The following is a 23,049-nucleotide window of genomic DNA, read 5'->3' on the forward strand; positions in this document are numbered from 1 at the left end:
ATTTGAATAAATGAATAATGTCATTATTCCTTGGAAGAAGCTTTGGGGGAGGCGGCTTTTGCGGCGTTAAGGCGGCGCAGCGCGTAAAGCAGATCTCCGCGCAGGGCGGCAAAATCACGGGATACCGTTTCCGGCCTGGCAATCAGCACGTAATCGCAGCTCTCGCCCGCCATGGCAGGCAAGACTTCCCGCGCCAGCGCCCGAAGCCGCCGTTTGGCGCGGTTGCGCATGACGGCATTGCCGACGCGCTTGCTGGCGGTCAACCCATAGCGCAGTCCGCCGGACTCTTGGCCGGATTCATGCGCCCGCGCTTGCAGGACAAGCCCTTTGGTCGCGCATTTGCGACCGCTGGAAGCGGCGGCAAGAAACTCCGCACGCCGCTTGAGAATAGAAAGCATGGCAGGCATGTTCATCTTTAAGATGAATCACTAGGCCGACAGGCGCTTGCGGCCCTTGGCGCGACGACGGGCGACGACTTGGGCGCCGTTTTTCGTAGCCATGCGGGCGCGAAAGCCATGACGCCTTTTGCGCACCAGCTTGCTGGGCTGATAAGTGCGTTTCACGATAAACTCCAGAACGCGAATAGTTAAGCGGCGGTTATAGGAAACCTCGCCGCCGGAGTCAAACGAATCCGCGAATCGGGCTTAAGGAGGCGAAATCGTCGAGCCGGTGATGGGAATCGTGGCGGTTCCCCCGCTGCTCAGCGGCGGGCCGGAGGCGCAGGTGCCGGTCGTCGCTTTCTTGACTTTGAAATTACCACTTACCGACTGCGGGCGCCTATAGCAGCCCGTGCAATAATTCGCAGGAGCTACCGTGGGAACTTGGCCTTTGGTGTATATCAGGCCGCTATCGGTATTGGTCATGGTCAATATGTAAGACGCGTTCGAGGGAACGATCTTGCTCGTCTGCTCCCAGCTGACAGTTCCCTGTACCGGACATTCTCCGGCTCCATAAGAGATGGTTTGGTTCGCGATGGAATCGCTAAGATTGTCAATAACGGTATTGACGGCTGCACCGGTACAATCATCGCATACACCCGCCGAGCAGGAAACCGTGCCATCGGTGCCGGTGCAACCCCAAGTCCATGGCCCACGGGCAGGCGCCGCAGGGGTCACAAGCGTATTGACATTACCCACAGCGCATAGATTCGTGTTCGGCGTATTGGGAAGCCTGTTTCCCGGCAAGCCCGCGAGACCGCAACCCGCAAGGCCCGTCACGTTCGCGACCGATGTCGAGCATTGCCAGCTGGTCGTCCCGCCATTCTGGCCGGTGCAGAACCATGTCCATGGGCCAGTGCCGGCGACCGGCGTCGCCGTGCCGGTGGCGCACAGGCCGGTGACGGGCGCGCTTACGCTCGATATGGCAGAGGCTGGACCGCAAGTTCCATTGACGGGCGGCGGCGGCGGCGGCGGAACGTAATCCGCCTGCGCGTCGCGCCAGCAATAATCGATATAAAGGCCGCCCGCTTGATCCGTGCAGTTCCACTCCCAGCCGTTGTCGCCCGGACTCCAGGTTATGGCTTCGATCGGACTCGCCACGCCCGCCGCACAAAGCTGCTCGGAAGGCGAGGGCGCGATAGGATTGATCTGCTCACTCGCCGAGCCGCATCTTCCGGGAATCGGATTGCCCCCATAGACAAGGCATTCCTGTTCATATTCCGGATCATTCGGATCATTGCCCTGGCATTTCCACGTATTAAGAAGACCGGTCTTGACATAATTTGCCGCCGTGCCGGAAGCACATAGCTCATCCATTTTCGGCGGAGCGCTCAGTTTTTCACCCCAATCGAAATTGCACACGCCGCGCGTCAAGCCGAGATTGACGTTCACAACACATTGGGCGTCGGTGCCGGTATTTTCGCCCTTACAAGTCCATGTCAGCTTATTGCCAACCATCAAGACATTGACCGGCGTGCCGTTCTGACAGGCGTTATCGGGCAATTGATTGTTGTTGATGACATAATTGGAATCGATGCCGCATTGGCCGTTGATGATAGGCAGATAAGCTTTGCAGGTGGTATTGGAAACGCCGCCATTCACTCCTAGGCAAGTCCAACTCCAGCTTGGCTCTGTCGGCGTCGCGACATGCGTGATGACAGGATCCGGCATAGGGCTGTTAAAGGGATGGCGGCAGCCACAATTGTCCATTCCGCCAGGCGGAAGCCAGCCATTATTCCCCCAGATCGTCCAACCGTTGCAATCGCCGCATTGGCCGGGGAAGGGAGATGTGCTGGCAATAGCGCTGCAGTCCGCGTTCGACTTGCCAGGGCTGCCGGTGCATGACCACCGCCACCGGCCATCGTTGCAGCCATAACAGCCATATATGCCTGTGCCGGTCACGGGAGTCGGCGTGCCTCTACTGCATAGATCGGCAGGATCGAATGGCACGGCAGGCAATCTCCCGCCATTCGCGGGACCGCACTGGCCGTTATAAGCGGGCGGCACCTTCAACGCCGAACAGCTCGCCGTAGTCTTGCCGGGCGTGCCGGGACATTGCCAGGTCCATTTATTGCCGCCATCGACCGGACCGATGATCGCGCCGCTGCCGGGGCCACACAAATCCTGGATATTGGTCGGAAGCGAGGGAAGTCCCTGAGGCGGATTATTGACCGCACAAGTGCCGTCAGTCGGCGTACAGGCTCCCACCTGGCGCGTCAGAATCCATTGCCCTCCCTGGCATGTGTAGGTGATTTCATAATTGATCGGCGTATGCGGCACGCCGGCGGCGGTCAGCGCCGCATCGGCATTAATCGTAAACGGCTCTCCCTCGGCGCCGACGCGATCGATCAATGCGGAGGCGGGAACCCCATTAATGAGGGTGGCGGCATGTTCAGGCGCCGCCGGGTCCTTAGTCCACTCTATAATTTTCTGGCGCACGGGCGCGATCCGCCTGCCCATTTCGTCAGGCAGACCAAGACTTTGCAGCGTGTTGCCCCCACAGAATACATCGGTGGCTTTTTTCGCGGGACAGCAGGCGTTCGGGGTCACCATGATTTGGGGAGGCGGATTGGCAAGAAAAGCGCCCCATTCCTTCGGCGTATTCCATGGAATGAAGAACGGCTTGTCTTGCCCCACGCCCGTATCGTAAAGCATCCGGCAGGTCGCCGAAAGTTCCTTGATGGGGGAAGTCAGTTCATCATAGTCTGGCGATGGAGCTACGGGACAAACCACCGATGTCGCGCCGGGCCGATCGCAATCTGTCGCCCGCACGAGGGCCGTTTCGCCGGGACCGATGCGGGTGCCGTTTGCTCCCGGCATGCGCTCTCCCTCGCTATCGGTCATCCGCATATCAATGACATCGCCAACGGGGGGTATCAGCGTGGATGTGTCCGCCGCATGCGCGGGCGCTCCCGCCACCAGAACCGAGGCTGCGATAATGCCTAAAATAATACGACAAAGCGCCAATGGCTTGCGCATCCCTGTTCCCCGCTGGAGATGGAGCATTTTAAGGGCCATGCCCCTAACAAAACCTTAAGTTCCCCGGCGGTGATTAAGCCATGATCCGCAATTGCCGCCCCAACCCCATTGGCAAACCCCGTAGCCATGTTGGTTAATTTTTAATTAACGCTTCTTTCCGCTTCAAATATAAAATTCTTCTCTCCAATATCCCACACTCGGCGAATACTTCTCGTTTTTTGATGAATAAAACGATATGCCCGCTTGCGCACGTACGCGCCCCTGTTAAACTCACTCGCTGATCGCGCCGAATTATAGAGGAAATGACAATGATCATGAAGACGATGCAGCGGCTTATATTGGCTATTCTCGCCCTGACTGTTCCTCTCGCCCCGGCTTATGCGAAACATCACGTCAAGCCTGAGGCAAAAACGGAAAACTACCATTATCTGATGCCGCGCGACGTCGCGGATGCCGCGCGATCCCTGGCGAAACCGCCCGGCACCGGATCGAAAGCATGGAAAAAAGACATCCAGGACATTATCGGGCTTCAGGCCGCCCCCTCGCCCGATGAAATCGCGGCGGCCCGGGACGAAAACCGGCTGCAGCCGGAACTCGTGACCCATGTCCTGGCGGAAGATTTCACCCGCGATAATTTGCCGGTCACGTTCGCGCTGCTCGACCAGACCGGCGTGGATGCGAAAGACGCGACGGGGGTCGCCAAGAAATACTGGAAACAGCCCCGCCCCTTCAAGACCAGCAAAAAAGTCAAATTAATGCTCGATGAGCCCAAGGATTACGCCTATCCAAGCGGCCATACCAGCACCAGCTATGTCTGGGCCATGATCCTGACAGATCTGCAGCCTGACGCCGCCGCGCCGCTGACCCAGAAGGCAGAGAGCATTGCCGGGCATCGCACCTTGGCCGGAGTCCATTCGTCGCACGACATCGACGCCGGGCGCGAATTCGGCAAGCAGCTGCTCAAGCTTTTCTATAAAGATTCCCGTTTTTTGAATCAGCTTGAATCGGCGCGGCGTGAAATCGCCGCCTTGGGCTGCGCCAAAGAGCGCGCGCTCGATATTCCGCCCGTCTGGGCCCGCAGGCCGGCATTCCTGTTCAGCCCCCTGGTCCGGCCGCATTAGGGTCCCTCAAAACGAACAAATCCTGAAAGATTTCTCTCATTACTTTCATGATTTTGTGGTTTCTTTGAGAAATATAGGGGGAGATCATATGAGCTTGTCCAGGAAAGATATTTACTTCGCGCCGGCCGTTCTCGCGAACAGCATTTATGGTTTGCGTGAAACCCGGGTGCGCAAAACCCGGATGAAACGCCTGGCTATCGTCGGGATCGCCGCCGCTGCCTATGGCGCGGCCGCCTGGGCGACACCGGAAAGGCCGCGGCAAAACCCTCAACATGCGCAAACCGCCTCCCTCGACGCCCATTAAGAACGCCGCCAAACAACGCGCCGATCTCGCTCTCGTCCGGCAAGGACTGGCCGACGGCGAGGATAAGGCGCGCGCGCTCATCATGAGCGGCGCGGTCTATGCCGAAAACAGGCGCATCGACAAGCCCTCGGAATCGATTGGCGCGAAAGAAATCTTGCGCGTCAAAGGCAAAGCCCATGATTACGTATCACGCGGCGCGCTGAAGCTTGTCGCCGCGCTCGACCATTTCAATATCGGCCCCATGGGGAAAATCTGTCTCGATGTCGGCGCTTCGACCGGCGGCTTTACCGAGGCGCTGCTGCGACGCGGCGCGGCGAAAGTCTATGCCGTCGATTCGGGCACCAACCAGCTGGACTGGAAACTCCGCAGCGATCCCCGCGTGATCGTCCATGAGCGCTGCAACGCGCGCGCGCTCGACCGCGCGATCATTCCCGAAGCGCCGCAGATCATCGTCGCCGATGTCAGCTTCATAAGCCTGACGGTCGCGCTGCCCGCCGCGCTCGGCCTCGCCGCTTCGGACGCACAGTTCGTCGCGCTCATCAAGCCGCAATTCGAGGCGACGCGGGAAGACGTGGGCGACGGCGGCATCGTCCGCGACGAGGCTGTGCGCCAGGCCGCCTGCGATAAGATTCAGGCCTGGCTGGAGCGGGACATGAAATGGGCCATCCTGGGCCTGATCGAAAGTCCGATCACCGGCCATGACGGCAACAAGGAATATCTGATTGCCGCGACGCGCGGCATTTCCTAAAGTCCTGCATGCCTGTCCTGCTTTTTCTATTGGCGATTTTCCTCGCCTTCCCCGCTCATGCCGATCATGCGATCGCCATGCATGGCGCGCCGAAATACGCGGCGGATTTCCATCATTTCGATTACGTCGATCCCGACGCGCCGAAGGGAGGAACGCTGCGGCTCGGCCTGACGGGTTCGTTCGACAGCGTCAATCCCTATGCGTTGCGCGGGCGCAAGGCCTATGGCGTCAACGGCATGCCGCTTTATCTTTACGACAGCCTGCTGGCACGCGGCTCGGACGAGCCCTTCACCCTGTACGGCCTGATCGCTAAGGGTGTCGCCTCTCCCCCCGACCGGAGCAGCGTCACCTTCACGCTCGATCCCGCCGCCAAATTCCATGACGGTGCGCCGATCACCAGCGCGGACGTTATTTTTTCATGGAAGACATTTCGCGATCATGGCCTGCCCAACCAGCGCACCTATTACAAAAAAATAGAACGCGCCGAAGCGCCCGACGCTTATACGGTCACATTCCATTTCGAGCGCAATGCCGATAGCGGCTTCAACCGCGAAATGCCGCTGATCATGGGTTTGATGCAAGTCATCCCGAAACATTATTGGGAGGGAAAAGACATCACCGCCCCCACGCTCGCGCCGCCGCTCGGCAACGGCCCCTACAAGATCGCCGCCGTCGATCCGGGGCGCGGCATCGTCTGGGAGCGGGTAAAGGATTACTGGGCGCAAGACCTGCCGCCGCGCCGGGGCCTGAATAATTTCGATGAAATCCGCGCCGATTATTACCGCGACGAGCAGGTCGCGCTGCAAGCCTTTAAGGCCGGACAGTATGACATCCGGGTGGAAATCAATCCGGCGCTGTGGGCGAGAGGCTATGATGGCGCGGCGCGGGACGAGGGAAAATACAGCCTGGCCGAGATTCCGCACCACCGCGTCGAGGCAACGCGCGCCTACGCCTTCAATCTGCGCAAGCCGCTGTTCCAGGATCGGGTCTTGCGGCAAGCCGTCAATATGGCGTTCGATTTCGAATGGATCAACCGCGTGCTGTTTTACGGGCGATACCGGCGCAGCGAAAGTTATTTCCCCAACAGCGAACTCGCCGCGACCGGAACGCCCGGCGCGGAAGAACTCAAACTTCTCGAACCGTTCCGCGCGCAGCTGCCGCCGGAACTCTTCACGCAGGAATTCTCGCTGCCTCACGGCGATATCGCCGCGCGCCTGAGGCAGGCCCAGCATCTGCTGCAGGAAGCGGGCTATAGCTTACAGGACGGAAAACTCCACGATCCCCAAGGCACGCGCGTCGCCTTCACCATCATCCTGAACGATCCGTCGGAAGAAAAAGTCGCACTGCAACTGAGCCGCAATGTGCGCTCGCTCGGCATCGAAGCCTCCGTGCGCATGCTCGACAGCGCGCAGTATCAGGCGGCGCTGAATAATTTCGACTATGACATGGCTCTGGTGCGCTGGGTGAACAGCCTGTCTCCCGGCAACGAGCAGGCTTTTTTCTGGGGATCGGCGGCGGCGGCGCAGCCGGGATCGCGCAATTACGCCGGAATCGCCAGCCCGGCCATCGACCGGCTGATTACCGCCATCACCGGCGCGGATAGCCGCGCCGGATTGGTCACCGCCGTTCATGCCCTCGACCGGATTTTGCAATGGGGTTATTACGCCGTGCCGCTTTATTACAGGCCCGCCGATTATCTCGGCATCAAAATCGGCCTCATGCGCCCCGCCGTCACGCCGCTTACCGGCTATGTGCTGGAAAGCTGGTGGCGGGCGCCTGGGAACAATTAACCAAAGGTAAACAGGTTTTCCCCAATAATGAGCGACGCGTCAAACACGGGGTTTGCGCGACGGGGAGCGTATGTACCTTTTCACGCTTATCTTCATATTCGTGACCATCGTCGGACTGTTCACGCAGGTTCTGGCGATGCAGAATACGCGCTTCATCGGCAGGCAAACCGGCGGCGCGCAGCAGATGCTGGCCTGGCACAGCGCCGTGGTGCAAGCGGCGCGCTGGAGCATCGTCAATCCGCCCAATCCACCTGCGCCGGCCTTTCCCGGCTGGGGCGTGACCACACAAAATCCATGCACGATCTATGCGACCGCGCAAGTTGCTTGGCCCGGTGCGCCCGCGCAATGCATAGACAATAGCGGCGTGCCTCCGGCCCTGGCGTTTGTTGATAATCTCGCCATCGATGCCAATCCACTCAATAATGTCAGAAGTCTTCTTCCGGCCGGATTCGCGACGCGCTTTCGCAGCGTGATCTTCACCGCCAACAATACGCGCCTCGTCGTGACTTTCGTGCAGCCGGATGCGACCGGCGACGCCAATGCCATATTGCCGCCCGTCGGCCTGACCGCCAGCCAGCTTTACCGCCAGTTCGGGCGCCTCGAGGTCGATCGCGGCGCATTCGGATATGCCGTCGGCACGCGACTTCAACCCGCCGCCGCCGCGACCACGACGGATGCGGCGGGCGCGCCGGTCAATATCAACGGCCTTGGCGTATATGACATTCCGGGCGGCGTTGTTCCCCCCGGCGCTATCGCTCTATTCACGCCCATATGAGACTATGAGAGGAAAGATCATGCTTCGCCGCTTTCACCAACGCAAAGGCTTTACCCTTATCGAGCTTGCGATCGTGGTCGGCGTTGCGGGGCTGCTGTTCTCCGGCCTGTGGCGGCTGATGTCGTCGGGCAGTTCGCAATTGCGCGAACAGGCGGCGGCGGACCAGATCAACCAAGTCGTCAGCGCGACGCGGAATTTCCTGGCGTCGCAGCAGGGGCAAGGCTTGCTCACACTTATGGGGCCGGGAACCGCTCAGGAATTGACATTGCCGGATGCGGGCGGCTGCCCAGGCGCATTGCCTGCAAACCAGAATACCTACTGCAACTTTACGCCCGCGGGATTTACCGGCGCCACGGCCAATTCGTTCAACCAGACTTACAGAGTGTTCGCGAGGAAACTTAGCGGAGCCGTCAACGCAGCGGCGGCGAATTACGATTTTGTCGTCTTCACTACGGGCGGCGATATCATCCCCGACGCGTCGGGCGGCAGAATCTCGGCCAATATCGGCGCGAGCGGAGGGTTCATTTATGCCGATGCCAGCGTATGCGCCACGCCTCTTGCCACGCTGGCGGATAATGCTGCTTGCGGCGCTTTCGGCGGCTTCGCCCTGAATCTTTTGGCCGCGCCTCCGACCGGTCTCAGTCTCGTCGCCAGCCCCCTCAGCGGTCACATCGTCACTCTGAACGGCAGCGGCACCAGCAATACCAATAACTCGCCCTGGCTCGCGCGCACCAATCTTCCCAACGATACGGGTTTCTTCTTCAATACGATGCAGGAAAACCTGTTCATGGAGCCAACCAACGGCTGACCGGCCTTCTTACGCCCGGAACATCCACCATCGCCTTCGCGCCATCCGGGCCGGGGGTTACGCCCGGCATCATCACCATGAATCGCGGCATTATCAACCTAAATACCGGGCCGGGAGGCGCTGTGCCGCAAAATCCGGCGAACGGCACGATCAATCTGGATGGCGGGGCAATTCAGGGTAATTTCGCGAATGCCGCATCGATATTAGGCGGCACGATCACCATCAATAATACCGAAGGCACCGGCGCTCTAGTCATTAACAGCAGGGTGTCGACCAACCCCACGGGAGCGGCTGGACCGACGGCGCAAATCACCGGACAGGATTGCGATAATACCAGCGGCGGAGCATGCACAGCCGCCCTCAATATCGATGGCAGCGTCAACATCATCAAGAGTCTGGTCGTTCAGGGCAACGGCAATGCCAATGAATTTAAAGCTTTCACCTTCATTTATAACTCCGACATGCGCGCCAAAAAGAATATCGAGCCGCTGACCGGGGCGCTGGACAAAGTTTCACGGCTTCAAGGTTATAAATTCAACTGGCGGAAAGACGGGCGCGAAGATATCGGCGTGATCGCCCAGGAGGTCGAGAAGGTATATCCCGAACTGGTTCATGATACCGGCGGCGGCAAACTGGGCGTCGAATATGGGAACCTCGTCGCGCCGATGATCGAAGCGATCAAGGAACTGCGGCAGGAAAACCGGGACTTGAAGCTGAAGCTGGAAACGCAGCAGCGTGCCATCGAGAGGCTGCAAAAGGCCAAGCCTTAATGCGGGGCCACATAGAGGCGGCATAGCACGCGATAGGCGTCCCGCTCCTTCATGGCGCAGCAAACCGGCCATATGGCATTGCCGGAGCCACCCCGAGTTTCGTAACCATCGGGCACGACGCAATCGGCATATTTTTTCTCGCCGAAATCCAGGCCAATATCCTTGCTGATACCGAAATAAGTCTGCACGCATTGCTTAACGCCAGTGACGATTTTCCGTTTGTCTGTCACGAATTCTTTTTCGGTATAGGTTCCTGGACATGATGTGCCGCTCAGCATCATTGCATTGCTCGCATTAAACGGCGCTTTGTCCTTGACCATCGGTCCCGGAAAATCGTCGGCGAGCGCCGGAGCGGCCATGACGAAAAGAACGGTCGCGGCAAGGATGAGATGGCGCATAGCGTGAACCCTGGGAGATCGTTTCGCGGAACCCGATTATCCTGACAGACGGGAACTAACGAAAACTTAACGGGGATTAAGCCGCCTTCGCCTGCTTGGGATGGATGGTCAGGCCGTCCTTGCCCGCATCCACCAGCACCGTCTGCCCTTCCACGATCTTGCCCGCCAGCAATTGCTCGGCGAGGGGGTTCATCAGCGCGCGCTGAATGACGCGCTTGAGCGGCCTCGCGCCATAGACCGGATCGTAGCCGCGCGTCACCAGCCAATGCAGCGCGACCTGCGACAGTTCCAGGCTCAGCTTGCGGCCCGCGAGCAGCTTTTGCAGCCCCTTGACCTGCACATCGACGATGCCTTCCATATCCTCGCGGCTCAGGCGCCGGAAGATCAGGATTTCGTCCAGCCGGTTGAGGAATTCGGGGCGGAAATGCCCGCGCACGATATCCATGACTTCGTCGCGCTGCTTCTGGGTGACGTCGCCGCCTTCGGCCAGAACCGCGCTGCCGAGATTGGAGGTGAGGACGATCAGCGTATTGCGGAAATCCACCACATGCCCCTGCCCGTCCGTCAGGCGTCCGTCATCGAGAACCTGCAGCAGAATATTGAAAACATCCGGATGGGCTTTTTCCACCTCGTCGAACAGAATGACCTGGTAGGGCCGGCGGCGCACCGCCTCGGCCAGCGACCCGCCCTCCTCATAGCCGACATAGCCGGGCGGCGCGCCGATCAGTCGCGCGACCGTGTGCTTTTCCATATATTCCGACATGTCGATGCGCAGTAGCGCGGCATCGTCGTCGAACATGAATTCCGCCAGCGCCTTGGTCAGTTCCGTCTTGCCGACTCCCGTCGGGCCGAGGAACAGGAACGATCCGGTCGGGCGGTTGGGATCCTGCAGCCCGGCGCGGGCGCGGCGCACCGCGCTCGACACCGCCGCGATGGCTTCCTCCTGGCCGATGACGCGCTGGCGCAAATGCTCTTCGAGCCTGAGCAGCTTGTCGCGCTCGCCTTCCAGCATCTTGTCCATCGGAATGCCGGTCCAGCGGCTGACGATGGAGGCGATGTCGCTTTCCTTGACCGCCTCGTCGAGCATGGGGTTGTCCGCCTGCTTCTCCGCCTCGGCCAACTGTTTTTCGAGTCCCGGAATGATGCTGTAGGCCAGCTCGCCCGCGCGGGTAAAATTGCCGTGGCGCTGCGCCTGATCGAGCTCGACCCGCGCGTGATCGATCTTCTCCTTGATCTTCTGCGCGCTATGCAGCTTTTCCTTTTCCGCCTTCCAGCGCGTCGTCAGCGCCGCCGACTCCTGCTCCAAATTCCGCAGTTCCTGCTCCAGCTTGCCGAGTCTCTCCTGCGCCGCCGGATCATTTTCCTTCTTCAGCGCCGCCTGCTCGATCTTGAGCTGGATGATGCGCCGGTCCAGCTCGTCGATATTCTCCGGCTTGCTGTCGATCGCCATGCGCAGCCGCGCAGCCGCTTCATCTATTAAATCAATCGCCTTGTCGGGCAGGAAACGGTCGGCGATATAGCGGTTGGAAAGCGTCGCGGCGGCGATGATCGCGCCGTCGGTAATGCGCACGCCGTGATGCAGCTCGTATTTTTCCTTGAGGCCGCGCAGGATCGAGATCGCGTCCTCGACCGAGGGCTGATCGACATAGACCGGCTGGAAGCGGCGGGCAAGCGCGGCGTCCTTCTCGATATGCTTGCGGTACTCGTCGAGCGTGGTCGCGCCGACGCAATGCAGCTCGCCGCGCGCCAGTGCGGGCTTCAGCATGTTCGAGGCGTCCATCGACCCTTCGGCCTTGCCCGCGCCGACCAGCGTATGAAGCTCGTCGATGAAAACGATGATTTCTCCCGCCGCCGCCGAAATTTCCGACAGCACCGCTTTGAGCCGCTCCTCGAACTCGCCGCGATATTTCGCGCCCGCGATCAGGCTGCCGAGATCGAGCGCCATCAGGCGTCGGTTCTTGAGATTTTCCGGCACGTCGCCATTGACGATGCGCTGCGCGAGGCCCTCGGCGATCGCCGTCTTGCCGACGCCCGGCTCGCCGATCAGCACCGGATTGTTCTTGGTGCGCCGCGCCAGCACCTGGATCGTGCGGCGGATTTCCTCGTCGCGGCCGATGACCGGATCGAGCTTGCCGTTGCGCGCCGCTTCGGTCAGGTCGCGGGCGTATTTCTTCAGCGCGTCATAGCCGCCCTCCGCCCCGGCGCTATGGGCCGCGCGGCCCTTGCGCACGTCGTTGATCGCCCGATTGAGACGATCCGGCTTCACGCCCGCCTTCGCCAGCGCGCCCTGGGCTTCGGTGCCCTGCGCCATCGCGAGCGCAAGCAGCAGCCTTTCGATGGTCACAAAACTGTCGCCGGATTTCTTGGCGATCTCCTCGGCCTGGGCAAGAATGCGCCCAAGTTCCGGCGCCATATAGAGCCGGTCATTGCCGCTGGCCTGAACCTGCGGCTGTTTGGCGAGCGCGAGTCTGGTTTCGGTGATGGCCGTCTGCGGATCGCCGCCAGCGGCCTTGATGAGGTTCGCGGCCATTCCTTCGCGGTCTTCGAGCAGCGCCATCAGAAGATGTTCGGGCAGAAACCTCTGATGCTGCTCGCGCAGCGCCAGCATTTGCGCGTTTTGCATCAAGCCCTTGGCGCGATCGGTATAATTCTCGAGATCCATGCAACAGCCTCCCTGAATGGAATTTAGGCATCATGGAGACAGGTTACAAGGCAGGGAGTTAAAATTACCGAAAAACCAAATGCTTGGACGCGGTATAATTAAAAATCAGACCGACCAGCGAAGCCGGGATAAGCGCCAGTTCCGGGATCGCGTGGCATAACGGGATGAAGGCCACGCAGGCGGTGTAGGTCGCGAAATTGGCGGCGAATCCGGACAGGTTGGCCAGGCAAAATTTCGTCCATTGCCGGATCAGGCTGCCCTTCCCCAAACCCCGAAATGTGAAATGACGGTTCAGCGCCCAGGTCACGGTCACCGCCGCCAGAAAGGAAACGATGCGCCCGCTGAACGGATCAAGCCCGACAGCGCGGGTCATCAGCGACAGAACGCCCGCATCGGCAATCAGCCCCACGACGCCGACCAGCGCGAAGCTGAAGAATTGGCGGAGCGAGGGGTAGCGGTTGATAAAGTTAAGAAACGTCATTGCAGATAGCGTGGTGGAATCCTTCTCCCCTTGGGGGAGAGGAAGCAAAAACCTGGACTTAGTTCGCCCTCTTCAGGCGAAGTAAGTCCTTGGTTTTTGCAGGTGAGGGGGTTTGGGGGTTGGAGGAAAGCCCCCTCACCTGCGAAAACTAAGGGCTTACATAAGAATGTAAGCCCGAGTTTTCGCTTCCTCTCCCCGGAGGGGAGAGGGGCACACCGGTCTATCTTCAAGTACGCGCTCACCGCCCCGCCGCCTCCGCGCCGGGCGCGGGAATGCTGAGATAGGCAATGCGCTTGGCCTCGCGGCGTCCGCGCGTGACGGTATCGAGGATCATGCCGCAGGCCAGGCTGAGGAAGCTCAGGATCATCAGGCCCATCGACAGGATCGCCGTCGGAAAGCGCGGCACGAGGCCGGTCGCCAGATATTCGGTCACCACCGGCTCGATCAGGACGCCCGAAACCAGCGCGAGGAACAGCGCAATCAGCGAGAAGAATTGCAGCGGCCTTTCCTCCTTGATCAGCACGACGATCATCCACAGGATGCGAAACCCGTCCTTGAAGGTGCTGAGCTTGCTGACCGATCCGACCGGGCGGTCCTTATAAGGCGTCCTGACTTCCGCCGTCGGCATCCTGACTTCGAGAGCGTGAACGGTGAATTCGGTTTCGATCTCGAAGCCCGCCGCCAGCGCGGGGAAAGATTTCACATAGCGGCGCGAGAAGATGCGATAGCCCGACAGCATGTCCTTGAACCGGTCGCCGAAAATCCAGGCCACCATGGTCGAGAGCAGCACATTGCCGAAACGGTGGCCCGCGCGGTAGGCAGCCTTGATCTCCGTCACCCGCGCGCCATTCACCATATCGAGCGGCCCGGCATACAGCGCCTCGATCATCGCCGGAGCCGAGGCCGCGTCATAGGTCGCGTCGCCGTCCACCAGCACATAGATATCGGCCTCGATGTCGGCGAACATGCGCCGCACCACATTGCCTTTGCCCTGCAGCGGCTCGCCGCGAACGATGGCGCCAGCAGCGCGCGCGGCGGCAACGGTGCCGTCGCGCGAGTTGTTGTCATAGACATAGATGCTGGCAGACGGCAGCGCCTTGCGGAAATCGCTCACCACCTGCGCAATGGCCTTTTCCTCGTTGTAGCAGGGGATCAAAACCGCTATGCGCGCGTCACTCGGAATCATCGTCATCTGACATCTGTCCTTTGTCGTCCGTTTTCTGAACCGGGCACAGCGCGTAGCTGTAACCCATATTATCGGGAAACTCGCGGCACTTCTTGTCGAATTTAAGGCCGAGAATGCGCAGATCGTTCTGAATGACATCGCCATAGGCGACCTGCCAGGCCGGAATCGCCAGCAAAAACCCGCCCTTATGCGCGGCGACCCGCTCTTTGATAAGACGGTTGATGCCCTTGTTCTCGGTCATGCTGGCGAAGTTACTTTGAATTCTGGTCACCGGCATGGCGGCGGGAAAGAACGGAATGATATGCGAATAGGGCTCATAGCCGCCCATCAGCAGCATGGTGCTTTCCGGACGGGCGACGGACGGCGCGAGCACCTGGACGATATTGTCCGTCCATGCCGGGCCGCGGCCCCAGTCGCCGGGTTTCACCGAACCGGCGGCAACCAGCAGAATCGCGCCCGCGACGATGAACCTGATTTCGCGCTTCAATGGCAGCATGCCGATGCACAATACGATCAGCAGCGGGGCCAGCATCTCCAGGATGACGAGATAACGGTAGATGCAGAACATCAGCAGCCAGACGAGATAGGCCCAGAACGCCGTCCATAAAACGAACCGCGCCGGCAGCGCCGGGGCCATTTCCTGAATCCTGTCATGCTTGCGCCCGACGAGCAGCGTGATCCATACGCAGGGCAGCAGCAGCGCGTAGAGCATGGGAATGCGCCAATCGCGCCAGACGATCTCGCCGACCTTCTTCGGATCGGCGGCGAAGGTGAACGGAAAACTCAGCATCTCGCGCCAGCCATGCGGAATATATTGCGTGTCGCGGGCGCTGGTCGGCGGCGCGAGCGGCGCGCCGAAAATCTGGTTGAAATAGGGGAACATGGGGCTTTGGTAATGCGTCCACAGATGCCACATCCAATAACCCTGGGTGATAAGCATTCCCGCCGTCATGCCGCAGCCCACGGCGAAGGCGATAATCAGCCGTCGCCGGAAATCGCCGCCGGTGCAAAGAATCGCGAGCGGCAAGGCGGCGCAGAAATCGATCATTGTCAATTTCAGCCCCAGCGCCATGCCCGCGGGCACGCCATACAAGAAAGCCGACAATAAAATACTGCGCAGCGGCAGCGTCAGCAGATAGGGAATCGTGGTGGCGATATGCAGCAGCGACAGCAGAAAGCCTATGCTGACCAGATTGTCATGGAACACCGTGCCGATCATGGCGATGCCGCCGCCGCCCAGCATCCCCATCGCCGCCAGCGCGGCAGCCGTCGCCACCCGCCGCGCGGATTTCGGAATATTCAACAGCGCATGGGACAGCATGAACAGCAGGCAGAAATTCAGCCCCTGCAACGCGCCGAGAATAAACGCGTAAACCTTGGCGGGGAGATAGGTGCCCAAAAGATAGACCGGCGCGTCGAGGATCGGGCTGTAGAAAAACGGCGTCTGCGAGGGCAGAAGGTCGAAGCCGTGCCGCCCGTTCAGGAACGCGTAGGCGTTGTACCAATGATAATTCCTCAAATCCCAGTTGGCGTCCGGCCCCAGCAGGATCGCCAGGCCGCCGAACGCCAGCGGCCCAAGCCATATCAAGGCGCGCGCAAGGCCCCTTGCCTTGTCGCCGGGAGGTGGAAGAAGCGCGAGATGGAGCATCAGATGGGAGCCAGATATCAGGTGTCAGACTGTTCTATCCGATAGAGCGCACCCCATCAACAAAGAACCTTCCGCCGTCCGGCGCGCGTTATTATTCCGCTGTTTGTTTTTTCTGAATTACTTTCGCGATTTTTGAAGTATGGTAGCCGCACAGTGGTCATAGGTTGGTTGTTATTAGGCTGGTTATTATGTTGCCTTCTTTCAAGCGTTTACGCGGCTCTTGGAATATCAAGGATCAGGAACCCGGCGCGCCCCCGACGCATCGCAACAGCGATGGAAGCAAGGGCAGGCTACGCGCCGCACAGAAAATCACCGTCGTCGCGCCCCCCGAATCGCCATGGGAAACGCCGCGGGAATTGATGGAATCCTACCCTCCTCAATCGGGATTCCGGCGGATCGTGCCTTCCAGCCCGGCGCTGTCCTTTATCGACGGCCAGCTGGTTTTCGTCGACGCGCCGTCGGACCAGCTCGTCTGCCTCCTCGCGCGCGCGAAAATAATGCTGACCCGGCGGAAGCCCCGCGACGTCGAACCGTTGCGTCAAGAGTTCGCGACAGAAATCGCGCCATCTTTCGCCAGCAAAGCCAAGCCCGCGCTGCTCAAGATCATCGGCGAAAATCTTGACAAAACGACCGAATGGCCGACCCAAGACCCGCATGGCGATATACAGGAAATTTTATCCGGCTATAGAATCCATCACAAGATTCCGCTCGAATTCGGCGGCGACAATCGGCCCGGCAACCTCGTCATAGTGCATGACGGCATTCACCGCATATTCAAGGAAGCAACGGATGCGATCACCCGCGATATGAAAGTGGGGCAATCCCGCCCGGCGCTCATCGTCTATCCGGAAGGCCCGCTGCTGATGCCCAGGATCAGCCAGGACGCTGCCAAACAATACAACGCGTCCATGCATATCTTCATGCACAGATACTACGACCTTTCGCTTTAGGGTCCAGACCCTAAGGCATCGTCAGCACGGCGGGATTCAAATGCTCGCGGATGCTGCGCTCAAGCTCGGCGTTCAAATCGTCCATCAGCCCGGTGATCATTTTGCGGTAGGCGCCTTGCTTCTCGGCTTCGGTCGCGTCTTCCAGCAACGTCGTGAAACGCGAAGCCTTGGCGGTGGCGCTGCCGTTGAAATTGCCCGCCGCGCCCTCGACCCGGATATCCGCCGCGACCTGCGCCGACCACTTCTCGCTCTGCTCGCGCGTGAACCAGGAATTGACGCCGGTGCTGCGATGCATTTTCTCGCGGGTGATGTTCGCGTCGTGGATCACCAGGATGGCACGGCCCTTGCCGCCTCCGGCCTGAAGCCGGTCGACGCCCCAGCGGTAAACCACGTCGGTGAATTGCGGCTTGAAATTCTCGAAATAGGCGGCATCGACCGACGGCGTGACCCGGTTCATGAATTCCATCTTCTCGACCGCGAAAGTGATCTTGCCGAGCTTGCTGTAATCGAGCGTGAACGGCCCTATCGGCCTCGTCGGCGCCTCGCTGGTGCAGGCGGCGACAGCGATGAGCAGCATAAAGCAAGCAAGAAATTTCTTCATCGTGGCCTCTCCAGATTCAATAGGGGAACGCACCCTAGCAAAACATGCGATAGCGCGCAATTATGCGGAAAATATCTCTTCGACCGCCGCCTCGTCATAACGATAGACGGTGTTGCAAAACTGGCAGGTCATGGTGACAATGCCGTCCTCGGCCATCTTATCCACCTCTTCGCGCCCGAACAGCCGCAGCGTATCGTGAATCCGCGTGGAGCAGGCGCATTCATGGCGCAGCGGGCGGGTCTCCGATATCAGCACGCCGTCCTCGTGGAACAACCGCAACAGCAGTTGTTCCGACGGCAGCGCGGGATCGACCAGTTCCTCCGGCGTGCAAGTGCCGAGCAGGATCATCGCCCGGCTGCGGCCGTCATCGTCGTTATCATTGGCAGCCGCCGCGCGCGGCACATGCTGCAGGAGAACGCCGCCGCCGCGCCATGCGCCGTCTTCCCCGCGCCGCGCCGCGATGACGAGGCCGGTCGGGATTTGCTCGGATTCGCGAAAATAATGATGCGCCGCCTCGGCATGCTGCCGCCGCGCAGTTCGACGATGCCCTGATAGCTCTCGCGGCCCGGCTCGTCGGGCTGCTCCACGGTGAAAGCGAGATGCCCGCGCCCCAAAAGCCCGATTCCCTCGTCGCCCATGCGCGCCACGGCCTCGGCGTCATATTGGGCATAGCCGCGCAGCGCGCCGTCCGCTGCGCTGTCCGCGACGACCAGCCCGACGGGGCCGTCGCCGCGCGCCTGCAGCGTGAACTTGCCCTGATATTTCAGCATCGCGGCTAGCGCCGCGCCGATCACAACGGTTTCCGCGAGCAATTGCGCCACCGGATCGGGATAGCCGTGTTTCTGCAAAATGGCGTCGAGCGCGGGACCGAGCCGCACCACGCGCCCGCGCAGATCGCTGGCCTCGATCTGGAACGGCAGCACCATGTCGTCCTGTATATTTACCGCATCGTCCACAGGGCATGCACCTTGACATTTTCGCCTGACTGATTGATCCCTAACGTAGCAGGCGCGGCTGCAAAAAGGGAAATATTATGATCGGCCTTGTTCTGATTACCCACGGACGGCTGGGCGCGGAGATGCTGGCCGCGCTCGAGCATGTGGTCGGCCCGCAGCAGCAGGCCATGGCCATCGGCATCGGCCCCGACGACGATATCGACAAGCGCCGGATCGATCTTCTGGCCGCCATCGCCGCCTGCGACCGGGGCCAGGGCGTCGTCGTGCTGACCGATATGTTCGGCGGCACGCCGAGCAACCTCGCCATCGCCGCGCTGGGACAAGCCAAGGTAGAAGTCATCGCCGGCGTCAACCTGCCGATGCTGATCAAGCTCGCCTCGGTGCGCGGCGAGAAAAATCTTGCCGCCGCCGTGGCCGAAGCCCAGGAGGCCGGCCGCAAATATATCAATGTCGCTTCCGTGCTGCTGAACGGATGACATCGGGCCCCGCTCTCCCCACGCCGGACGGCGAACTCTGCGAGACAGTGACGGTGTGCAATCAGCGCGGCCTTCACGCCCGCGCCGCCGCGAAATTCGTCAAGGCCGCCAATGGATTCACCGCCGATATTCAGGTCGTCAAAGGCGACGTGCGGGTATCGGGGCGCTCGATCATGGGATTGATGATGCTGGCCGCCGCGCGCGGCACCGCGCTTAAGGTCTGTACGCAGGGAGAGGACTCCGTCGCGGCCCTCGCCGCCCTCGCCGATCTGGTCAAACGGGGCTTCGATGAAAAATGAGCCAAGGGTCCTGAGCGGAATCGGCGTCGCGCCGGGTATCGCCATCGGCCCCGCTTTCGTGATCGGCAGCCACGCCTGAACGTGCCGGAGTATCACGTGGGCGCGGCGCAGACCGCCGAAGAAATCGCCCGTTTCAAGCGCGCCGTCGAGCAGGCGCAGAAGCAATTGAGGCAATTGCAGGCGCGCGCCGAATCCCTGCCCGCGGGCGCGGCCAGCGAGATCGCGATTCTGCTGGAGGCGCATCACGCCATGCTGGCGGGATCGCGGCTGGTGCGCGGCGTCGAGGAAATCATCAAAATCGCGCGCGTCAACGCCGAAGCGGCGATCGAGCGCCAGATCGTCGAGATCGGCGCCAATTTCGCCCGCATGGACGACAGCTATCTCGCCGCCCGCGTCGCCGACGTGCGCGAGGTGGGGCAGCGCCTGCTGCGCAATCTCATGCAGCAGCAATATCATCCCTTCGCCGCCGCCAAGCCGGGCAGCATCCTGATCGCCGAGGAAATCACCCCCGCCGATACCGCGTTGATGGACCCCAAGCAGATCGCGGGCTTCGCCACCGTATTGGGCGGCGCGGAAGGCCATGCGGCGATCATGGCGCGCGCGCTCGGCATGCCCGCCGTGCTGGGCGTCGCCGCGCTGATGCAGGGCGTGGGGCAGAACGACCTTATCATCATCGACGGCCATCGGGGCGAGATCACCGTCCGTCCCGACGCCGCGCAGCGCCGCGCGGCGCGGCAGATGCTGCAAAAACAGACGGCGGAGCGCGGCAAGCTGCGCGCGCTCAAGCGGCTTGCCTCGGTGACCCGCGACGGCGTGGCGATCAATCTGCACGCCAATCTGGAATTGCCGCGCGAGCTCGACGCCGCGCTCGATGCCGGGGCGCAGGGCATCGGCCTGCTGCGCACAGAATTCATGTTCATGAACCGGGCCGATCTGCCGGACGAGGAAGAGCAATATCAATCGCTGCGCGAACTCGCCGAAGGGCTGAAGGGCAAGCCGCTGACCGTGCGGACGCTCGATATCGGCGGCGAAAAGCTCGCGGGCGCGCTGGGGCAAAGCTCGAGCAGCGCCAATCCCGCCTTGGGGCTGCGCGCCATACGCCTCGGCCTCAAGGTGCCGAAGCTTCTGGAAACCCAGCTCGCGGCGATTTTGCGCGCGGCGGCGCACGGCAATATCCGCATCCTGATCCCGATGATTTCATCCGTCAGCCAGATGCAGCAAGTGCGCCAGCATGTCATGCAGACGGCCAAGCGATTGCAGCGGCGCGGCGTGAAACTGCCCGACCCGCTGCCGCCGCTCGGCGCGATGATCGAGATTCCCGGCGCGGCGCTGGCAGCAGATGCGCTCGCCCAGGTCAGCGATTTCTTCGCCATCGGCTCGAACGATCTGACGCAATACACGCTCGCCATCGATCGCGGCGACGAGCAGGTAGCGGAACTATACAATCCGCTGCATCCCGCCGTGCTGCGGCTGATTCAATTCACCGCCGCCGCCGCATTACGCGCGCGGGTTCCCGTAAGCCTGTGCGGCGAAATGGCGGGCGATCCGGATTATACGGCGCTGCTGACGGGATTGGGGCTGCGCGAGCTTTCGATGTCGCCCGCCCGCCTGCCCCGCGTGAAGCAGCGCGTGCGCAGCCTCGACTTTTCGGCGGCGAACTGCCTTGCCGAACAAATCATGTCGCAAAGCGACGAAGCGCATATCGCGCGGCTGATTAAAGAATCCGCCGCGCCCGCGGGACGGCGCTGAAACGCGGCAGCGCCCGCCTTATCCGCTTGTCTCCGGCGACGGTTTTTCGTATACGCGCGTGCCCGACAATTTGTCATGCAGGCCCGTCCTCTCCTTCGAGATGAGCATCGGCAAGAAATAAAGGACGGCCCAGGCAAGCAGCGCGCTCGGCACGACAAAAAAAGCGAGGCCCATGGCGGTAGCGTCAAACTCGCCGCCATGCGATATTTTACAGAGCGACCATTTGAGGGAAATAAAATACAAGGCCGGAAGCGCCCATACGCCATACCGGCAAGCCAGCGCACGGCAAGACGCCTTGCTCTTGCCGCGAGCCGTGACATATAGGCCCGTACATAGCTTGCCCAACGACGCCCGCAAGGGCGAGAATTCGAACAGCACAAAATAGGCACCAGCCGCCAGCCACATCGCACAGTCTTTCAAGACAAGGAAATCAGCCATTCCCTTTGCCGAGCAATATCCCGCCGAAGGCCGGAAGGGCGAAAAAGCGAAATTCACAAGATAAAGGATACCGGCCACGACGGCGCCATCCACGAGGAAGGCGAATATCCTGACGATGCTGCCGGCACGTTTCTCGGACAGAGCCGCAAACGCCGCGACAGGAGCGGCATCGACGGCAGCCGCATATCCACGCCTATACATGCGCGCCCCCGACAGGAGGTCATGCAGGCCGGCCCGCTCTTTGGTGAAAAGCGCGCTCAAAATGCAAAACCCCATCCATGCCAAGGCAATCGCGCCGGAAAACAGTATGGCTTCGCGCGCTCCGGAACAGTCGGGCCAATGGTGCTGGCAGAATTCGCTCCAATGTTCGTCGCGCCAATTGCTACCCGTCAGGGAGGGCCTGATTTCCTGAAATCCCCATATGTAAAAGGCCGCATACAGGAAAGAGGGCATGGCGAACAGGACATATCGCAAAAGAACCGCGCCCGGAGAAAGCTTCCCTCCGTCCGCCGCCGCAAGATATATGTTCGCGCGCCTTTTGCCGATGCTGCCCCTTTTCGAGAAGCCGTCATAGCCGACGAAATAGAAGAAGGCGAAAAAACAGGCGACAATACTTATCGTCTCGGACTCCTCCAAAAAGAGCCATGTCTGGGCGTCAGGCCAGACCATAGGAGCGATAAAAGGCATAAAGAGCAAAGAAACGACGCCGGATGCGAGAATTATAAAGAGAATATCGAGCAGGAAAGCGACCGCCCTTGCTCCAAGTCCGGCATAGATGGTTTTGTCCGTCATCACTGATTTCATCGCCGAGGCTGTAGCACGCTTGCGGAAAATCTTCCAGCGCGCCAGCGCGGCGATAGCGGCCATCAATCCTGATTATAAACCAGCAGCGTCGCCTTAAGCCGTTCAGCCGCGCCTCGGACAATTTCGGCTCCGGGATTTTCTCGAACCGCTCCAGCGCCTGAAAGGCCGTCTTGCTGACCTCCTCCGGCTGAGGAACGAGCGCGATCATGCCCAGGACGTCGGCGGTGCCGCGCGTCCGCGCCTTGGCGCTTCCCTCCACGATAGCGTCGAGCACCTTCACCGCGGCAATGCGGAAAGCAAGCCTCGGGTCCGTGCAGGCCTCCTTGGCCAGCCGTTCGAGCGCCATGTCGCGCACCTGGTCCGGCATGGCATCGGTCACGCGAAGCACCGCCGTCATAAGCGCGTTCACGCCGCGCTGACGGCCCTTCGCCATGGCGTCCTTTGCGGTGCCGACCAGCCAGCCATAGAAACGCGTTTCGGCGCTGGCGGTTTTTTCTCCCGTGATGGAAGCATGAAGAAGCTGCGCGATGGGAGAAGCCAGGGTGGAGCTGCGTACGGCGCTCGAAAGCAGGGAGCTGATGTCCGTCAGAACCGAACTTTCGGCGGGAACGCTTGCGCTGTTTTCGGCCATGATGCCCCCCCAATAATTTATATGATTTATGCGGCGAA

Annotated in this window: 24 protein-coding genes; 11 read left to right on the forward strand and 13 right to left on the reverse strand. The window is 60.8% G+C overall.

Annotated features, from left to right (window positions below; genetic code table 11):
* Nucleotides 1–23 precede the first annotated feature (23 nt).
* From rnpA to WDO70_08580, 3 genes are all read right to left on the reverse strand, one after another.
* Nucleotides 24–407 (reverse strand): ribonuclease P protein component, encoded by a 384-nt coding sequence (rnpA, locus tag WDO70_08570; protein MEJ0063239.1) that lies wholly within the window; start codon nt 405–407, stop codon nt 24–26.
* Nucleotides 408–428: 21 nt separating this feature from the next.
* Nucleotides 429–563, reverse strand: a complete 135-nt coding sequence (rpmH, locus tag WDO70_08575) for a 50S ribosomal protein L34 (GenBank protein ID MEJ0063240.1) — start codon at nt 561–563, stop codon at nt 429–431.
* An 81-nt stretch (nt 564–644) separates the two neighbouring features.
* Nucleotides 645–3,416, reverse strand: a complete 2,772-nt coding sequence (locus WDO70_08580) for a hypothetical protein (protein MEJ0063241.1) — start codon at nt 3,414–3,416, stop codon at nt 645–647.
* A gap of 308 nt (nt 3,417–3,724) precedes the next feature.
* Here WDO70_08580 and WDO70_08585 point away from each other — a divergent pair, with 308 nt between their 5' ends.
* From WDO70_08585 to WDO70_08615, 7 genes are all read left to right on the forward strand, one after another.
* Nucleotides 3,725–4,537, forward strand: coding sequence for a phosphatase PAP2 family protein (locus WDO70_08585; GenBank protein ID MEJ0063242.1), 813 nt, complete (start codon nt 3,725–3,727; stop codon nt 4,535–4,537).
* A gap of 94 nt (nt 4,538–4,631) precedes the next feature.
* Nucleotides 4,632–4,841: a hypothetical protein gene (locus WDO70_08590; GenBank protein ID MEJ0063243.1), complete on the forward strand. Its 210-nt coding sequence runs from the start codon at nt 4,632–4,634 to the stop codon at nt 4,839–4,841.
* Nucleotides 4,810–5,589, forward strand: coding sequence for a TlyA family RNA methyltransferase (locus tag WDO70_08595; GenBank protein MEJ0063244.1), 780 nt, complete (start codon nt 4,810–4,812; stop codon nt 5,587–5,589). Before WDO70_08590 ends, WDO70_08595 begins: the two co-directional genes overlap by 32 nt.
* A gap of 8 nt (nt 5,590–5,597) precedes the next feature.
* Nucleotides 5,598–7,379, forward strand: a complete 1,782-nt coding sequence (locus WDO70_08600) for an extracellular solute-binding protein (GenBank protein ID MEJ0063245.1) — start codon at nt 5,598–5,600, stop codon at nt 7,377–7,379.
* A gap of 70 nt (nt 7,380–7,449) precedes the next feature.
* Complete coding sequence (locus tag WDO70_08605) at nt 7,450–8,154, forward strand: hypothetical protein (protein MEJ0063246.1); 705 nt, start codon at nt 7,450–7,452, stop codon at nt 8,152–8,154.
* Between the two features lie 19 nt (nt 8,155–8,173).
* On the forward strand, nt 8,174–8,962 hold the full coding sequence (locus WDO70_08610; protein ID MEJ0063247.1) for a type II secretion system protein: 789 nt from the start codon (nt 8,174–8,176) through the stop codon (nt 8,960–8,962).
* 77 nt (nt 8,963–9,039) lie between these two features.
* Nucleotides 9,040–9,732: a tail fiber domain-containing protein gene (locus WDO70_08615; GenBank protein ID MEJ0063248.1), complete on the forward strand. Its 693-nt coding sequence runs from the start codon at nt 9,040–9,042 to the stop codon at nt 9,730–9,732.
* On the opposite strand, the gene WDO70_08620 is transcribed toward WDO70_08615, so the two are convergent.
* From WDO70_08620 to WDO70_08640, 5 genes are all read right to left on the reverse strand, one after another.
* Complete coding sequence (locus tag WDO70_08620) at nt 9,729–10,130, reverse strand: hypothetical protein (GenBank protein ID MEJ0063249.1); 402 nt, start codon at nt 10,128–10,130, stop codon at nt 9,729–9,731. The genes WDO70_08615 and WDO70_08620 overlap by 4 nt on opposite strands.
* A 76-nt stretch (nt 10,131–10,206) precedes the next feature.
* On the reverse strand, nt 10,207–12,792 hold the full coding sequence (gene clpB, locus WDO70_08625; protein ID MEJ0063250.1) for an ATP-dependent chaperone ClpB: 2,586 nt from the start codon (nt 12,790–12,792) through the stop codon (nt 10,207–10,209).
* 64 nt (nt 12,793–12,856) lie between these two features.
* On the reverse strand, nt 12,857–13,273 hold the full coding sequence (locus WDO70_08630; GenBank protein MEJ0063251.1) for a GtrA family protein: 417 nt from the start codon (nt 13,271–13,273) through the stop codon (nt 12,857–12,859).
* Between the two features lie 238 nt (nt 13,274–13,511).
* On the reverse strand, nt 13,512–14,465 hold the full coding sequence (locus WDO70_08635) for a glycosyltransferase family 2 protein (protein ID MEJ0063252.1): 954 nt from the start codon (nt 14,463–14,465) through the stop codon (nt 13,512–13,514).
* Nucleotides 14,446–16,107: a hypothetical protein gene (locus WDO70_08640; protein ID MEJ0063253.1), complete on the reverse strand. Its 1,662-nt coding sequence runs from the start codon at nt 16,105–16,107 to the stop codon at nt 14,446–14,448. The genes WDO70_08635 and WDO70_08640 overlap by 20 nt, the downstream gene beginning before the upstream one ends.
* Nucleotides 16,108–16,295: 188 nt before the next feature.
* Between WDO70_08640 and WDO70_08645 the strand changes: the two genes are divergently transcribed.
* On the forward strand, nt 16,296–17,057 hold the full coding sequence (locus WDO70_08645) for an HNH endonuclease signature motif containing protein (GenBank protein ID MEJ0063254.1): 762 nt from the start codon (nt 16,296–16,298) through the stop codon (nt 17,055–17,057).
* Between the two features lie 10 nt (nt 17,058–17,067).
* On the opposite strand, the gene WDO70_08650 is transcribed toward WDO70_08645, so the two are convergent.
* Genes WDO70_08650 through WDO70_08660 form a run of 3 tightly spaced genes read right to left on the reverse strand, consistent with a single transcriptional unit; the run spans nt 17,068 to nt 18,614 of the window.
* A complete protein-coding gene (locus WDO70_08650) occupies nt 17,068–17,658 on the reverse strand; it encodes a hypothetical protein (protein ID MEJ0063255.1) in 591 nt (196 codons plus the stop codon).
* Nucleotides 17,659–17,718: 60 nt separating this feature from the next.
* Nucleotides 17,719–18,120: an Hsp33 family molecular chaperone HslO gene (locus WDO70_08655; GenBank protein MEJ0063256.1), complete on the reverse strand. Its 402-nt coding sequence runs from the start codon at nt 18,118–18,120 to the stop codon at nt 17,719–17,721.
* Entirely contained in the window at nt 18,003–18,614 is a 612-nt protein-coding gene (locus WDO70_08660; protein MEJ0063257.1) for an Hsp33 family molecular chaperone HslO, read from the reverse strand. Before WDO70_08660 ends, WDO70_08655 begins: the two co-directional genes overlap by 118 nt.
* 77 nt (nt 18,615–18,691) lie before the next feature.
* On the opposite strand from WDO70_08660, the gene WDO70_08665 reads away from it, so the two are divergent.
* From WDO70_08665 to ptsP, 3 genes are all read left to right on the forward strand, one after another.
* Nucleotides 18,692–19,090 (forward strand): PTS fructose transporter subunit IIA, encoded by a 399-nt coding sequence (locus WDO70_08665; protein MEJ0063258.1) that lies wholly within the window; start codon nt 18,692–18,694, stop codon nt 19,088–19,090.
* Nucleotides 19,087–19,389, forward strand: coding sequence for an HPr family phosphocarrier protein (locus WDO70_08670; GenBank protein MEJ0063259.1), 303 nt, complete (start codon nt 19,087–19,089; stop codon nt 19,387–19,389). Before WDO70_08665 ends, WDO70_08670 begins: the two co-directional genes overlap by 4 nt.
* A gap of 81 nt (nt 19,390–19,470) precedes the next feature.
* On the forward strand, nt 19,471–21,138 hold the full coding sequence (ptsP, locus tag WDO70_08675) for a phosphoenolpyruvate--protein phosphotransferase (protein ID MEJ0063260.1): 1,668 nt from the start codon (nt 19,471–19,473) through the stop codon (nt 21,136–21,138).
* A gap of 18 nt (nt 21,139–21,156) precedes the next feature.
* On the opposite strand, the gene WDO70_08680 is transcribed toward ptsP, so the two are convergent.
* Both WDO70_08680 and WDO70_08685 read right to left on the reverse strand, forming a co-directional pair.
* Complete coding sequence (locus WDO70_08680) at nt 21,157–22,317, reverse strand: RDD family protein (protein ID MEJ0063261.1); 1,161 nt, start codon at nt 22,315–22,317, stop codon at nt 21,157–21,159.
* The gene (locus tag WDO70_08685; protein ID MEJ0063262.1) at nt 22,232–23,011 is read right to left on the reverse strand and encodes a hypothetical protein; all 780 of its coding nucleotides are present in this window, start codon (nt 23,009–23,011) and stop codon (nt 22,232–22,234) included. The genes WDO70_08680 and WDO70_08685 overlap by 86 nt, the downstream gene beginning before the upstream one ends.
* Between the last annotated feature and the right edge of the window lie 38 nt (nt 23,012–23,049).

Source organism: Alphaproteobacteria bacterium (assembly GCA_037200005.1).
Lineage (GTDB): Bacteria > Pseudomonadota > Alphaproteobacteria > UBA9219 > RFNS01 > JBBCGY01.